The 14,501-nt window shown below is 62.5% G+C and carries 11 protein-coding genes and 1 pseudogene; 4 read left to right on the top strand and 8 right to left on the bottom strand.

The genetic code is table 11. The annotated features are described in order from the left end of the window. Positions 1–10 precede the first annotated feature (10 nt). The 5 genes from E3N85_RS06990 to E3N85_RS07010 form a co-directional block, all read right to left on the bottom strand. On the bottom strand, positions 11–3,928 hold the full coding sequence (locus E3N85_RS06990) for a Pls/PosA family non-ribosomal peptide synthetase (protein ID WP_241978357.1): 3,918 nt from the start codon (positions 3,926–3,928) through the stop codon (positions 11–13). A 475-nt stretch (positions 3,929–4,403) separates the two neighbouring features. Further along, the gene (locus E3N85_RS06995; RefSeq protein WP_134461294.1) at positions 4,404–4,814 is read right to left on the bottom strand and encodes an ester cyclase; all 411 of its coding nucleotides are present in this window, start codon (positions 4,812–4,814) and stop codon (positions 4,404–4,406) included. A 265-nt stretch (positions 4,815–5,079) separates the two neighbouring features. Next, positions 5,080–6,231, bottom strand: a complete 1,152-nt coding sequence (locus E3N85_RS07000) for an alpha/beta fold hydrolase (RefSeq protein ID WP_134461297.1) — start codon at positions 6,229–6,231, stop codon at positions 5,080–5,082. Between the two features lie 903 nt (positions 6,232–7,134). Further along, complete coding sequence (locus E3N85_RS07005) at positions 7,135–7,341, bottom strand: three-helix bundle dimerization domain-containing protein (protein WP_134461300.1); 207 nt, start codon at positions 7,339–7,341, stop codon at positions 7,135–7,137. Positions 7,342–7,612: 271 nt separating this feature from the next. Next, a complete protein-coding gene (locus E3N85_RS07010) occupies positions 7,613–8,305 on the bottom strand; it encodes an IS3 family transposase (protein ID WP_134461303.1) in 693 nt (230 codons plus the stop codon). 337 nt (positions 8,306–8,642) lie between these two features. On the opposite strand from E3N85_RS07010, the gene E3N85_RS07015 reads away from it, so the two are divergent. From E3N85_RS07015 to E3N85_RS07025, 3 genes are read left to right on the top strand one after another with little or no spacing between them, the layout of a single operon-like run. Further along, on the top strand, positions 8,643–9,827 hold the full coding sequence (locus E3N85_RS07015) for a sugar ABC transporter substrate-binding protein (protein ID WP_241978358.1): 1,185 nt from the start codon (positions 8,643–8,645) through the stop codon (positions 9,825–9,827). Beyond that, complete coding sequence (locus E3N85_RS07020; protein ID WP_241978359.1) at positions 9,824–10,771, top strand: carbohydrate ABC transporter permease; 948 nt, start codon at positions 9,824–9,826, stop codon at positions 10,769–10,771. Before E3N85_RS07015 ends, E3N85_RS07020 begins: the two co-directional genes overlap by 4 nt. A 10-nt stretch (positions 10,772–10,781) precedes the next feature. Further along, the gene (locus E3N85_RS07025; RefSeq protein ID WP_241978360.1) at positions 10,782–11,678 is read left to right on the top strand and encodes a carbohydrate ABC transporter permease; all 897 of its coding nucleotides are present in this window, start codon (positions 10,782–10,784) and stop codon (positions 11,676–11,678) included. A gap of 726 nt (positions 11,679–12,404) precedes the next feature. Here the strand turns inward: E3N85_RS07025 and E3N85_RS16960 are convergent. The 3 genes and pseudogenes from E3N85_RS16960 to E3N85_RS07035 all read right to left on the bottom strand — a co-directional run bounded on the left by E3N85_RS16960 (position 12,405) and on the right by E3N85_RS07035 (position 13,575). After that, positions 12,405–12,833 carry a type ISP restriction/modification enzyme gene (locus tag E3N85_RS16960; RefSeq protein WP_134461306.1) on the bottom strand — a complete coding sequence of 143 codons (429 nt, stop codon included), beginning with the start codon at positions 12,831–12,833 and terminating at the stop codon, positions 12,405–12,407. A gap of 85 nt (positions 12,834–12,918) precedes the next feature. Continuing rightward, positions 12,919–13,083: pseudogene (locus E3N85_RS16965) on the bottom strand (type ISP restriction/modification enzyme); the annotation flags it as partial. Positions 13,084–13,287: 204 nt separating this feature from the next. Beyond that, complete coding sequence (locus E3N85_RS07035; protein WP_370289133.1) at positions 13,288–13,575, bottom strand: DNA-processing protein DprA; 288 nt, start codon at positions 13,573–13,575, stop codon at positions 13,288–13,290. 290 nt (positions 13,576–13,865) lie between these two features. On the opposite strand from E3N85_RS07035, the gene E3N85_RS07040 reads away from it, so the two are divergent. Further along, positions 13,866–14,498: an AmiS/UreI family transporter gene (locus tag E3N85_RS07040; RefSeq protein ID WP_134461312.1), complete on the top strand. Its 633-nt coding sequence runs from the start codon at positions 13,866–13,868 to the stop codon at positions 14,496–14,498. The last annotated feature ends 3 nt before the right edge of the window (positions 14,499–14,501 follow it).

The following is a 14,501-nucleotide window of genomic DNA, read 5'->3' on the forward strand; positions in this document are numbered from 1 at the left end:
CCATCCACGCTCAACGCGTCCACGGCGGCTGGTGCCACGGCGTGATCGGGTTACCCGACCAGAGCGAACCGGCCGGCACCCGTTCGCCGCGCATGACCAGCGAGCCGGGGCCAACGCTTGCTCCGGCGTCGATGGACGCCGCCGGCAGGATGACGCTGTTCGGCCCGAGCGTCGCGCCTTCGGCCAGCACGACCGCGCCGAGCTGCATGATGCGATCGTGAAACAGGTGGGTCTGCACGACGCTGCCACGGCTGACGGTGCTGCCGGCGCCGAGCCGCACCAGATCCGCTTCGGGCAGCCAGTAGGTCTCGCACCAGACACCGCGCCCGACGGAGGCACCGAGGGTGCGCAGCCACACGGCGAGCGCCGGTGTGCCCGAAGCTTTCTCGGCGAACCAGGGGCGGGCGACCATCTCCACGAAACTGTCCGAGACCTCGTTGCGCCAGATAAACGACGACCACAGCGGATGCTCCGACGCGTCGATGCGCCCGACCAGTGTCCATTTGACCACCGTCGTGACCGCGGCGGCCACCGCTCCAGCGGCGAGCATGACCACGCCCGACAGGCCGATCGCCGCGCCAAGGCCGAGGTGCAGCCAGAGCAGGTCGAGCAGCGCGAGCACGAGCAGGGCAATCCAGGCGCTGGTGAAGCCGGCCAGGATGCGCAGCAGTTCCCACAGGGATCGGGCTACTTTCAGGCGAACGGGCGGGTGGAATGTGCGGGACTCGTCGGCATCCGTTGGTCTCCGGCGCAGTCGGGCCGGCGGGTTGCCGAGCCAGCTCGACCCTCGCTTGGCCTTGCGCGGGGTCGAGGAGAGCACGGCGACGAGCCCGTTGCGCGGCACGGTGCGACCGGGACCGGCCATGCCGCTGTTGCCGAGAAAGGCCCGGCGGCCTACCTTGGCCGGGCCGATGTGCATCCAACCGCCGCCGAGTTCGTAGCAGGCGACCATCGTGTCGTCGGCGAGAAACGCGGCGGGCGCGATGGTCGTGAGCGAGGGCAGCAGGAGCACGGTCGACGCCTCGACCTCGGCGCCCACCTTGGCACCGAGCAATCGCAGCCAGGTCGGCGTGAGCAGGCTCGCGTAGAGCGGGAACAGCACGGTACGGGCGCCGTCGAGGATGCGTTCGGTCATCCACACCTGCCAGCCGATCCGGCTGCGCACCGGGTAGTAGCCCTCGCGCAGGCCGACGCCGAGCGCGCGTACGAATCCGATCACGAGCAGCGCGTAGGCGAGGCCGCCGGCCAGGACAGCGACCGGCATGATCAGGGCGGCACGAAGCACGGCCGCGCCGAGGTTGTCCGAGTCGCCGACGACGCCGCCGACGATGGTCGCGCCGAGAACGATGGCGATCGTGGGAATAGCGGTCATCGCGACCGAGCCGGCCGCGAAGGCGCCGAGCCAGCGGATGGCGCGCGGCGGGCGTTCGGCCGGCCAGGGGCGGCGGGACGAGCCGACCCGTCGAGCCGGGGAACCGGCCCACCGCTCCCCCGCCGGCACACGCGACGAGACGGCGGCGCCGGGTTCGATCTCCGCGCCGTGGCTCACGTGGGCGCCGCCGAGCAGGGTGCTGCGGGATCCGATGCGAGCGTCGGCACCGACATGGAGGTAGCCGATGCGCAAAATGTCGCCGTCGATCCAGTGGCCGGCCAGGTCGACCTCCGGTTCGATCGCGGCCCGGGCTCCGACGGCGAGCAGGCCGGTCACCGGCGGCAGCGAGTGCAGGTCGACGTCGGGGCCGATCTCCGCGCCGAGAGCCCGAGCGTAGTAACTGATCCAGGGAGCGCCGGCGAGGCTCGCAGCGTCGACGAGCAGCGCGATCTGCTCGGCCAGCCACAACCGCAGGTGCACCGACCCGCCCCGCGGATAGTTGCCCGGCATCACGTCGTGCAGCAGCAGCCGGGCGGCGACGACGGCGATGAGCATCTTGCCGGGCGGGGTCACGAACAGCACAAATCCGAGCGCCACCCACCACCACGACAGGGTCGGGGCGAAGGTCGCGCCGGCCAGGCTGAGCAGGTTGTTGGCGATGGCGAGGTAGACCAGCCAGCGGATACCGCTCAGCACGTGCAGGGGAATGCCGAGCAGGGTCTGGGCGAGCTGGCTGCGGGCCGGTGTCGGAAGCACCTGCCGCGCCACGGCCGGCGTGGCGGGGGTGCGTGCATCGAGCTCATCGGCGAGCGACCCGATGCGCGGGTGATCGTAAAGATCGGCCACGGTGGTTTCCGGGTAGCGGGCGCGCACGGCCGACACGAATTGGGCGGCCGAGAGCGAGCCACCGCCCTGAGCGAAGAAATCATCATCGGGCCCGGTCACGGGCATTCCCAAAATGGATGCCCACGCGTCAGCCAGCCACGCCGCCGTCGGCGACAGCACCTCTGTCTCGTCGGCCAGCAGCGAAGCGGGGAGCGGCCAGGGCAGCGCTGCCCGGTCGACCTTGCCCGAGGTGCGGGTCGGCAGCGCGTCGACGATGGCGAGCAAGGGAACGAGTGCTGCGGGGAGTTCCTCACGCAGCCGGGCAATGGCGGCCTTTCGGTCAAAGGGCGCGCTCACGTCGGTGGGGGCGACGTATCCGACCAGAACATGGTTGCCGGCCGGGGTGGTCTGCACCACGGCTGCGCCGCCGGCCACTCCGACGAGAGCGCCTAGGGCAGCATCCACTTCACCGAGCTCGATGCGTCGACCGCCGAGTTTGACCTGGTCGTCGGCGCGGCCGGCGAAGACCAGCCCGGCCCGGTCGAACCGTACGAGGTCGCCGCTGCGGTAGGCACGGTGCCAGCCGAGCTGCGGGTGCGGCGCATACTTCTCGGCGTCCTTGGCAGCGTCGAGGTAGCGGGCCAGGCCGACGCCGCCGATGATGAGCTCGCCGGTGTCGCCCTCGCCCACCCGTTGGCCCTGGGCGTCGACAACGGCCAGGTCCCAGCCGTCGAGCGGCAGGCCGATGCGCATCTCGCCGACGCCGTCGACGAGGGCGCCGCACGCGACGACGGTGGCTTCGGTCGGCCCATACGTGTTCCAGACCTCGCGGCCGCGAGTGGCGATGCGGGCGACCAGCTCGGGCGGGCAGGCCTCGCCGCCAAAGATCAGCAGGCGCACGCTTTCGAGCGATTCTTCCGGCCACAGGGCGGCGAGGGTCGGCACGGTTGAGACGACGGTGATGCCCTGGGCGATCAGCCACGGACCGAGGTCGGCACCGCTGCGCACGAGGGAGCGCGGGGCCGGCACCAGACAGGCGCCGTTGCGCCAGGCCAGCCACATCTCCTCGCAGCTCGCGTCGAATGCCACCGAGAGGCCGGCGAGTACCCGGTCGCCCGGAGCAATCGGTTCGGCGCGCAGAAACAATCCGGCCTCGGCGTCGACGAAGGCGGCCGCCGAGCGGTGGGTGACCGCAACGCCCTTGGGCACGCCGGTCGATCCGGAGGTGAAAATGACCCAGGCGTCGTCGTCGGGCGTCGGGATGTTGCCGCTCGGAAAGACCAGTGCCGGGTCGTCGTACGGCGGCACGGGTCGCCCCTGGAGCGCCTGCAGGTCGAGGGCCTCACGCGGTGCGAACACACTGTCCTCGCCGATGACGCCGACCACGTGTGCCTCGGCGAAGACCAGCCGGGCCCGTTCTTCTGGATCGTCGGCGTCGACCGGGACGTAGGCGGCCCCCGCGAATACCGTGGCCAGAATCGACACATACAGGTCGCGGGTGCCCGAGGGAATGCGAATACCCACGGTGTCGCCGCGACGCACTCCGGCCAGGCTCAGAGCGCTCGCCTGAGTCTGCACGCGCCGCAGCAGGCCGCGATAGCTGATCGTGCCTTCCGCGTCTTCCAGGGCCAGAGCATCCGGATGCTGCACCGCGGTGTGGACTAAAATATCGGCGAGAGTGCGGGTCGGCGTGGCCAGGTGACCCGCTGAGAGCACATCCTGGGCGTGCATGCTATCGCCCACTGGGATCTGCATTCGCTCGGTCACACGACTCCTCGTTCAGGTCGTGGCAGTACCGCAATGCCGCGAAAATACCAGTCTAGATCTCGCGGGTAACGCGCGGGTGAACTGCTTGCCCGAGTCGCGCGCCTCAGCCGCATCTGGAAGTAGCTGTCGTTCACCGTTTATCTGACGAATGAAGGTCGTCAGGGCTTCGAGCGGAGTATGCCGAGCAACCGGGCTGCCCTCTCGGGCTAACTTCCCGTTCGTGGTTGAGGATGATGCGCATCGGTCACACGACGTGCACGGGGCCAGGACGTCGTTTTTTGATGCTCAGACCCTCCAGTCACAGCACCTCCAACCACGTCCTGAACCCAGCACTGCCGGCGTGCCCGATGTGCGGTCACGCCCGCCTCGCAACGTCAGTATTGGTCAAACGGGCATTTTCGCCCTAGTCCTTTTTATTGGTGACGCCGGTTGTCGCCGGTTAGGGTGCGAGGCCGAGTTGTTCGAGCATGCCCTGTTGGTCGCTGCTACCCCACCGCTCGACAAGCTTCCCGTTCTCGAACCGGCTGATTTGCATGCCACGGACGGACATCGTTTTACCGCTAGCGGCGTGGCCCATCAGGGGGCCTTGGTGGGTGCCGGTGAGGGTGTAGGCGAATGCGACATCGGTGTCGTTGGCGACGAGACGCTCGACTTTGATGTGCAGGTCTGGAAAAGCTGCAATCATCTCGCCGAAGAACGCTTTGTATCCGGCGGGGCCTGCGCCTTGACCGGGGGCAGGGTCATTGTCCACTGCGTCTTCGGCCACGAGGTCGTCGAGCAGGTCGAGCTTTCCGCTGTTCACGGCGTCACCGAACTTCTGTTGTGCGGCGATATTCACTTCTTGACTCATGTGTTTGCTCTCTTCTTAGGATGGACAGTGGATCGATTTGTGGGGGTCATGTGGTGCCCGTATCGCCGGTGACGTTCAACATCTCGCCGACAACGAGGCTGGATGCGTCCGGGCGAGCTCGTGAATAAGTTCTTGATCGCGTTTCCTTGATCGCGTCCTTGGTGCCGGGCAGACACGTCGGTTCGGCATCCGACGCTGGCTACGACCACGAGACGAGGGAAGTCCGCGCCACTATTCGTGAGGCGGGCTCCCCTCGCTTGCGTACTTATTTGTGGAATCGTTTTTGCAGCCAGTCGTTGAGCGGCCTCAGCGCCGAAGGCTCATAGGCGTGCTCCAGAGTGACCGCGTGCGCAAAGTTGGGCAGGGTAACCTGGTCGACACTCGCAGCGCCGGTGAAAAGAGACGCTTGATCAGGACCAGCCGGCACCGGGAACAAGGCGTCGCTTCCTCCGGCGATAATCAGGACCGGAACCTCGATCGATGGAACATTCACCAAGTCGACGGCCACGGCCGGAGCGAACGATGCTGTGTCTCCACACGGATCAATGGTCAGCAACTGCAATGCTGCACTCTGCACGGCTGGATCGGCGCTATTGAATAGGGCGGCCGCAGCTCCTTCCGGTGCTCCGAAGGGAGCGTATCCGGCTGGGCCGGCGCCGCCGACACGCAGACCGCCGCTCGCGCATACCTTTGCGGCATACGCGGCATTGTCTTTGAGGACCTGTGACTGCACACGATCGGCATAGCCGATGACGATCAATCCGTCGATGTCGCCGAACGAGTACGCCGCGACCTGGGCGATCTGACCACCGTAGGAGTGACCGGCGAGGACAACTCGTGAAAACTCCGGAGCCTGCCCCGATGGCGTCACGTTATAGGATCCCGCGCGCAGGTCGAGCACGATCTGGTGGGCGATGTCGGCTTGGGATCCCACACAGACGCTGTTTCCCTCGGGTTTGTCGCTGCTGACGTATCCGAGTCGGTCTATGACAACTGACACCTGGCCGGCCTTGGCCTGATTGGTTGCGAAGTCGTAATTTTGTGCCTGGGCGAAGTCCCAGAAGAACTCCCCAAAACTCAAACCGTGTAAGTAGAGCGTCGCGCCCTTCACCCTTTCACGCCGGAGCTCCTTCGTGGGGCCGACGATGTGGCCGCGGACGGTGTACGTTGCCCCGTCACTGGCGCAGGCCACCTTGGAACGATTGACATTTTCAACCTCGAAGGAGACCGGCAGGCTGGTGACGGCATCAGCTTTCATCTCGGAGCCATTTTGATTTGCAGCCGCAGCGGACGTCGGTGATGATGCCGCGTTGAATACGCTGGTTGCGCCGAGGAGCAGCGCCACCACGGCGACGGCTGCCAGCCCGGATTTACTCGGACGAAGTCGTTTTTTTACGGATGAATCGGATCGTGACACGTTGTACTCCAAACGAAAGTGACATGGCTCCACGCGCTATCGCATTGTGCGTGGGGTGGGGCCGTCTTGCGGGAAAGGCACGCCTCGACAACGAGATCGTGTGCGGGGCACGGGGCCGGTATTTACGTGAATCGGCGAACTGGCCGTCAGCGTAACCCGGATGGGGGGTACCTGCAAGACCTCTGCGGAAGCAGAGGTCTTGCAGCAGGCGCCGATTTGACGGGCAAAACCCTACATCGCGGTGTTTGCACGGGATGTAGGGCCGTGACTGCGTGTGCCCCTGGAGGGATTCGAACTCCAATAATCGACCAGTCAGCGTCGTCGGTCGGGTCAAGAACCGCGTGAATTCAACGTTTCTGGATCACAATGAGGCGTCCAGATTCACCCAAAGTTTTTTCAAGTGTGGGCAAAGTGTGGGCACGCTTGCGGGGAACACCCGCGGCCTCAAGGTCGCAGCCGCTGCGCGGCATCGCTGCAGCCTCCGGCCGAAGCACCCCTGCCAGGAACATCTGTGGGGACCTCTTTCCTCGGCATAGGTATATCGACGCTGTGCCCTTCGCATACTGAAGCGTTTAAAGCTAAAACTCTTTGTATACATTTTCAACGCACTGAGATGGGGCCTGCGGTGCACTCGATTGGCACCCTGCCTGCCACCACCTTTAGCGCGCCATGGCCGACAAAGCAGGTGTCGGGACACGAGAGCTGCGTCGGCTCAGCGAGAACAGCACCATCGACTGAATCGGGCGGGGGTTATATCGCCGAGCCTTTATTGTGGTCCAGTCAGATATTCGAGTCAGGCTTGGTAATGAAGTGAAAAAGGTAAACATGCTCTCAGGTAGATCTGCCGAGCAAGGTCCCTAGCACGTAAACGCTTCTCAAGTCCAGCTGCCGATGGCGGCCAAATCAGCCGTGAACTGGTGTTCTTAACCGCTTCTTCGCTGCTCTTTCCGTGAGGATAGTGAGGAAGTCCCGCACCGGCCGATCGGAGAAAGCAGCGAACTCGGCTCGAGCAACGTCCTCAATCTCAGCCCTAGGAACGTCCGGGAATTTCTCGTCAAGTCGCTCCACGACCCGGCGAATGATTTCCTCATCATCTATGTCGGTGGGCACAACGCAAGTGTCCCCACAATGTCGACCAGGGTCAACATCAATCACTCCGCATTTTTCCGTTACTTGGTCAGAATCTTCGCCGGCACTACGAACACACTTCGTTTTTCACGGATCAAATTCTCGTTATCTTCCCCGGCATCGGAGCGGTCCTGGTGACCGAGCACGCCAACAGACATCTCTTCGATATCGTTAGAGACGATCAAGCAATCGCCGATCACCGCGTCATGAAGCTTACCGACGGGTGGCCTTGACCCCAGAGAGTGGACACGGGTTAATCGTTGAGTTGGATATCTGCGGCCTGTGACGAGTGTTGCAGCTCGAAGTCCACGGGCGTGGCATGCCCGATCGAGGAGTGGCGACGGCGACGGTTGTAGCGGTCCTCGATCCACATCGCGACGTCTCGGATTGCCCGGGCCCGGGTGGGCCAGATTCGGCGGTAGTAAAACTCTGTTTTCAGCGTCGCGAAAAAGCTCTCAGCCATAGCGTTGTCCCAACAAATACCGGTCGAGCCCATCGAGCGGGTGATGCCGTGTGTCGCAGCGAATTCGGTGATCTGCGCTGAGGCGTATTGGGTGCCGCGGTCGCTGTGAGAAATCACCGTCGCTGGGCGGTCCCCGCAGAGCACTATGGCCATCGTGAGGGCGTCCTGGATGAGGTCGGTGCTCATGTCGTCAGCGATAGCCCAGCCGATGACGCGGCGGCTGTGGGCGTCGATGACGGTCGCCAAATATACCCAGCCCTCCCACGTCCTCAAATACGTAATGTCGCCGACCCGGACCTGATTCAGTGCCCCGAGGTCCCACTGCCGTTTCACCGCATCCACTGGGTAGGCATCAGCGTGGTCGATTATGGTTGCCGTCTTCCATTTCTTCGAGCAGATCCCCGCCAAACCCAGGCGTTTCATGGTCCTGCCAACCGTTTTGCGGGAGATGATCTCCCTGTTCGGGCGCAGGTCGGCGAGGATCCGTAGACCCCGTCGGAATCGCCGTGGAAGAAGGCGACCTTCAGAGTGGACGAAGACGTGCGCTAAATCGCCCGCCCGCTGTGGCCCGGCATACGTCGGTTAGTTTGCCGTCTTGCGTCTGCCGGGCCATGATCATCGTTGAACTTGCTGTTGAATGATTCCAGCGGCAGTAATAGTAAAAGTTCGTCCATCTCAGACTCAGTTGGAGGATTCCTGCATGAATTTCAGTAGACGCCATTTCCTGATCGGATCCGGTGCTGTGACGTTACCTGTGTTGTTATCAGGATGTGGTTTCGCGCCGCAGCAGTCAACTTCTTCGGCCACAGGGTCAAAAACGTTGACATTCACTACTTGGGGTACAGACGCGGAGCTTGCAAGTTTCGCTCGCGTCATCGCGGCGTTTGAGGAGGCTAACGCGGGAGCGAAGGTCGAGTTGAACTCGGTCCCCTACGGCCAGATGTTCACTAACATCGATGCCCAGCTGCAGGCGGGGAATCCGCCGGACATTTTTCGTGTTCCGTATTACACGTTTGGCAGCTACGCCGGTCGCGACCAGCTCCTGGACTTGAGCCCGTACCTAGAGTCCGGGTTTTCCGATCGATTCACCGACGCGGCTTGGGCGGCTGTGCAGGGTAACGACAAGCCGTTCGGGGTGCCTCACCACACCGATACCTCAGCGATCCTGTACAACAAAGCAGCCTTGGAATCGGCCGGGATTACGTCGGTTCCTACCTCGCTCGAGAGTGCCTGGACGTGGGATGAGCTGTCCGAGGTCGCGGCGACTCTGCGTGCCGCCCAACCCGCAGATGTATTCCCTATGGCCTATAACTGGCAGGGTAATGGCGTTACCCGCTGGCTCAGCCTGCTTTTTCAGGCGGACGGTCGGTTCCTGGACACGAACCTCACCGACCCGGCGATCGACTCGGACGCGGGAGCGGCTGCCCTCGAGTTCTCGTCCAGTTTCTTCACGAAGAATTTCGTGCCGCCGAATAACACCATCAAGTCGGCCACCTTCGCTAGCGATACGTGGTACTCGCAGACTTCGGCGATGGTGTGGTCTGGTGCGTTCGCTATTCCGGATGCCACAAACACACTGGACTTTGAGTGGGGCGCGACCTTCGCCCCGCGCGGTGAGCGCGGCGGGGGCGACTTCGGAGGGAATGCGCTCGTTGCCACTTCGGGCACTGCCAACCCGGAGCTCGCCGCAGCCTTCCTTGATTTCGTCACGGGCGATATGCAAATGCGCGACTTCTGCGAGACCGCCTCACTCTTGCCGACTCGCAAGGATCTGAGCGAGTCGGGCATCGATTTTGACGTACGCCCCGAACTCGCCCCCATCTTCCTCGGCCAGGCTTCTACGGTGCGCGCCGAGGACTCAAGCCAGGTAGCCTCCCCCGACATGTCGAGAATCATCACTGTCCTCCAAGACAACCTGGAATCGGCCTTCGCTGGTTCGACAAGCACCGCAGACACCCTGAAATCAATCGCAGACGGGATCGCCCAACCCACGGGCGGTTCGTGACACGAGTCGTTGCCGAGCAGGACCGCGTCGCACCACCACCTCAACTCCCGAAACGCCTTGGGCGTCGCGATACGAAAACCGTGCGCGAGGCGCTTGCGGGGTGGCTGTTTCTGACGCCGAACATGCTGCTGCTTGGCCTATTCGTACTCGTCCCGCTCGTGTGGGCCGTGGTGATCAGCTTTCAGAAGACCAACGGGTTCGGGGTCGGTGAATTCGTGGGTGTTGCCAATTACGAGCGCCTTATCAGCGACCCGCTTTTCTGGAGAGCCACGGCGAACACCTTGCTGTTCACAATCATCGTGACGCCCCTGTCGATGGGTCTTGGCCTCGGCGCAGCCGTGCTGTTCAACTCGATCCTTCCCGCCCGCGGCGTGTTCCGTTCCATTCTCATCGTCCCGATGGCTATTTCGGGCGTAGCCACCGCACTGATCGGTGTACTCGTCTTCAACGAGAACAACGGCATCCTCAACAATCTGATCCGGTTCATCGGGCTCCCGAGCGTCAACTGGCAGTCCGGTGGATCCGCCGCTTTCGTATCCGTTGTTCTCGTTACGTTGTGGTGGCGGGTGGGATTCAACATGCTCATCTACCTGGCGGGCCTTCAAGGTATCGGCCTCGAACTTTACGAAGCGGCCGAACTGGATGGGGCGGGCTCTTGGGCCCGATTCCGGAATGTGACCGTGCCCCTGCTCGGCCCGTCGTCATTCTTCCTGCTCATCCTGAACGTCATCTACTCCTTCCAAGTCTTCGACATCGTGTTCGTAATGACCGGCGGCGGCCCGCAGAATGCCACATCCGTGCTCGTCACCTACGCCTATGACACGGGTTTCGTGACTCGCGACCAGGGCTACGCAGCCGCAATCGGTGTCGTGCTACTTCTCATAACCTTTGTCTTCACAGCGGTCCGGTGGCGCACCAGCCGCGGCCGGGACCTGGCCGAATAAGGACACCATCGTGACAACATCCATCCTCTCGCCAGCGCCAGCAACCCGCAGGCAGAAGACGACAAGACGAGGTGCGCCTCGGTCGCGAAGAGGCTCACGACGGGGGCTCGTAGCGCGCGTCGCCGGGGCGATCCTCATCAGTATCGTTGTGCTGTTCCCGCTGTATTGGATGCTTGTAGTCGCGTTCTCATCGCGTTCCGAGCTGCTGGGTGGCACACTGCGTCTCTGGCCGCGTGCCGTGACAGTTGGAAACTTCGAGCGCGTCCTCGCCGGGTTCCCAATCGCCACATGGTTTAGTAACTCCCTAGCAATCTCGGCCACGGTCGCAGTTCTCACGGTACTCGTCAACCTGTTAGGCGGGTACGCCCTGTCGCAGCTTAAGTTCCGCGGTTCAAACGTCGTCTTCCTCATCGCCCTGACGACGCTGATGATCCCCGTGCAGGTGATTATGGTGCCGCTGTTTCGGCTCGTAACAAACCTCGGGCTTTACGGCAGCTACTGGGCGGTCATCCTGCCCACGGCCGCGAGTGCTTTCGGGCTGTTCCTCGCACGCCAGTTCTTTCTGTCCATCCCGCGCGACCTGATCGAGGCAGCCCGCATCGACGGGGCCAGCCACCTGAGAGTATTCGGAAGTATAGTTTTGCCGCTCTCAAAACCGCTGATCGCCGTACTATTCTTTATGACGCTGTTGCAGTCGTGGAATGATTTCGCCTGGCCACTCATTGCCCTCAAGCAGAACGAGCTATTCACTCTGCCGATCGGCCTGCTCTACCTGCAGGGCCAGTTCGGGTCAGATTTTGGTGCGACAATGGCGTTCGCCCTCATCAACGTGGTGCCCATGGTGGTGCTATTCCTGGTGTTCCAGCGCTTCTTCGTGCAGGGTTTCGCGCGCAGCGGCATCAAATAAGGTTGGCTTGAAAATTCGTCGAATATTTCCGACGCTAAGTGCTCATGGACAGGCATCGAGCACGTCATAATCACCGACAAAAGCATCAGCTAATTCAACAAAAGCGCCGCTCACCAAGGCAGCCCGGGACATGCTCGTCATACGTGTAAGTGTCGACCTCAACTCCCTCGCGTGAACGGGTCGGACCCAAAAACACAGCGTTTTGGTGGAGCGCATGGTCACGCTGCCGCGGAGCACGTACAGTACTCGCGCATTTCGGCCCAGAACCGGCCCTCACACCCCCTACAACAACGATCACCGAACTCAGCCGTGCCTGACAAATACGAAAATGTGCTCCGTAGAAGCCATACGACCGGACCAATGCGCGTGCATCACGGGGCGGGGCGAGACGAGACGACCGTCCCGTCGCTGATGCGGACGCAACCTGCCCCCGGCGACGAGCGAACTCAAGGTGTAAGCAGGGCATGCCGAATGACCGAATTACTCATGGCCACCGCGAGGTCAGGACAGCGTAGTCGGCTCAGATATTGGGCAAGGTTCCATGGCTGTTGTTATAGATCTTGCCGTCCTTCGGGTGCGTGAACTTCAACCCTGCCCACGTGTCGTCGACCTTCGCAACTCTGCTTGACTTCGACCGGCCTGGATTGCTGCCTGAGCCGGAGGCGAAACTTCACATTGTTATTCAGAAGGTGAAATCAGAGCAACCGCTTCAGCTTCTCTGATTCATCATGGATTCTCCTCGAGGCTGTCAAGGGGCGGCAGAGCTGCGACGATGCGCACCGTCTCGAGGCTCACGGTGACGATGCGCGCGAGCAGGTCGATGATATAACCGGGGTCGTCGACCTCACGGCTGTAGTCGTTGGGGTCATTGGTGATCTGAGACTCTTTGTGGGTGGTCACCTGGTAACGGTCAAGAATCCACTCGATCGCAGATTTGCCGTTCACCTGGTAGTCGTAGGCCGTCTCGGGAATGCTGGTGAGGGTGATCTGAGAGTTGTAGAAGACGCCAGATCGGTCTTTGCGGCCGAGGAAACTCATCTTGTTCACTCGGTAGAAGTCGAACTGAGAGTCGCGGTCGCGGGGGGCCTCGCTTTTGCGCGTCTCGACCAGTGGATGAGGTGCAATCGTCTCGTAATTGAGGTGAAGTTTGGCCAATGCGCGGCCAGCTGAGCTGAACCCCCCAGAAATCGGTGACCTTCGGGATGCGCGGCAGCATCTTTATGAGGTCGGCCTGATAGGTCTCCCGATATGTGGAGCTGTGCAGTAGGCCATAAACGAAGTAAAAGATGTCTTCCTTGTTGATGGCAGGATCCCCATAGAAGCCGCAATACCTGATCAGCGTTGCGTCGGTTACGTTGTCGCGGCGGCGGCAGCCGTCGACAAGCGTCTCGCCCTCGGCAAGCATGGGAAACTCACCCTCAGGGAGCGGATCGTAAATGGTCAAAAAGACATCACAAGACAGTGCCGCCCAGCGGCTCCGCCCTGGCAGAACTGCAGGGCGGCCGCGCCGCCGTTCCGTGTCGTTGCTTGGCTGTTGCGGGGTGTCTTGGTGGGGAGCGCGAGGGGACGCCCTTCGCCGGCCAGCCCGAAGGCTGGCCGGCCCACGCGGCTACAGTGCGGCGGCGTCAGTCGCGTCGGTGATGATGCGTGCTTTGAATTCTTTGATCAGGCGGTAGCATCCGTCACTGCTCGGGAAAATGACCGGCCCGGGGACGGCGCGGAGCGGGCGACCCAGCGCAGCCGCGTGGCCGGCGACGTTCAGCGAACCGGACCGCCACCCCGCCTCAACGACGAGCATCGCAGTACTGCCGGCGGCAATTAGGGGTGGCTTGTGAATTTGTCGAATATCCGACGCTAAGGTTTGTGGACTACAGCGTTCGATAACGATCGTTCGCAAGACATTTCCAACGCGCTGCTTCTGACCCCTAATCCACGCGGAAGAGCGTGTATCGCTTACCGTGTACGCACCAAGGTAACGAATGCGACTTTGAGCGATACGTCATCCCGATTTGTCCCTACTGTCAGGATTTCTTTGGCGCTCTACGAACACGGTTAGCCGCCTGCATTCAGTGCGCAGCCGCCGCAGGATGCATCACCAAGATCGTTGACACCATCCTGTCCGTTCCGCTACATTCGGGCCACGGACCTTGCTGCCGTGAATGACACTGAAGTTGGAGGCCGCCGATTATGAGCAATGTTGGTTTGCTGTACGTGGGGGTCATCCTATTTATCAACGGGCTCATGCTGATCGGCGTGATCCCTGGCAAGTCGGCCGCCATTCTCAACTTCTTTGTGGGTGGAATGCAGGTGGTGCTGCCAACGATCATTCTGATCCAAGCGAACAACGATCCGGCGATCATCCTCGGGGCTGCGGGTCTCTATCTCTTTGGGTTCACGTATCTTTACGTCGGCATTCTGCAGGTGACCGGCGTGAGCGGAGAAGGCCTCGGTTGGTTCTCCTTGTTCGTGTCGGCGTGCGCGCTGGTGATCGGCATCATTCAGTTCACGCTCGGCGACGCGGTTTTCGGCGTGATCTGGTGGATCTGGGCCGTGTTGTGGTTCTTCTTTTTCCTGCTGCTCGGTCTGGGAAAAGAGTCCTTGGCCCGCACGACTGGGTGGTTCGCGATTCTGATCAGCCACCTCACGGCCACCATTCCGGCCTTTTTTCTGCTGCTGGGCCGCTACGAGTCGAACGCTGCCCTGGCCCTCGGCATGGCAGCCCTTGGCGGGACCGCACTCGTGATGGCGATGGTCATCGGACGGCGGGCGAGAGTCGCGGCGGCGCCTGCGGCATCTGCTACCGCATTGATCGTGACCTGAAAG

Origin of the sequence: Cryobacterium sp. Hz9, from assembly GCF_004402825.1 — a bacterium.
GTDB classification, from domain to species: domain Bacteria; phylum Actinomycetota; class Actinomycetes; order Actinomycetales; family Microbacteriaceae; genus Cryobacterium; species Cryobacterium gelidum.

What these genes read in the sequence shown, in the direction of transcription:
- E3N85_RS06990 (WP_241978357.1), bottom strand. Translation starts at nt 3,928, where the DNA reads ATGCACGCCCAGGATGTGCTCTCAGCGGGTCACCTGGCCACGCCGACC.
- E3N85_RS06995 (WP_134461294.1), bottom strand. Translation starts at nt 4,814, where the DNA reads ATGAGTCAAGAAGTGAATATCGCCGCACAACAGAAGTTCGGTGACGCC.
- E3N85_RS07040 (WP_134461312.1), top strand. Translation starts at nt 13,866, where the DNA reads ATGAGCAATGTTGGTTTGCTGTACGTGGGGGTCATCCTATTTATCAAC.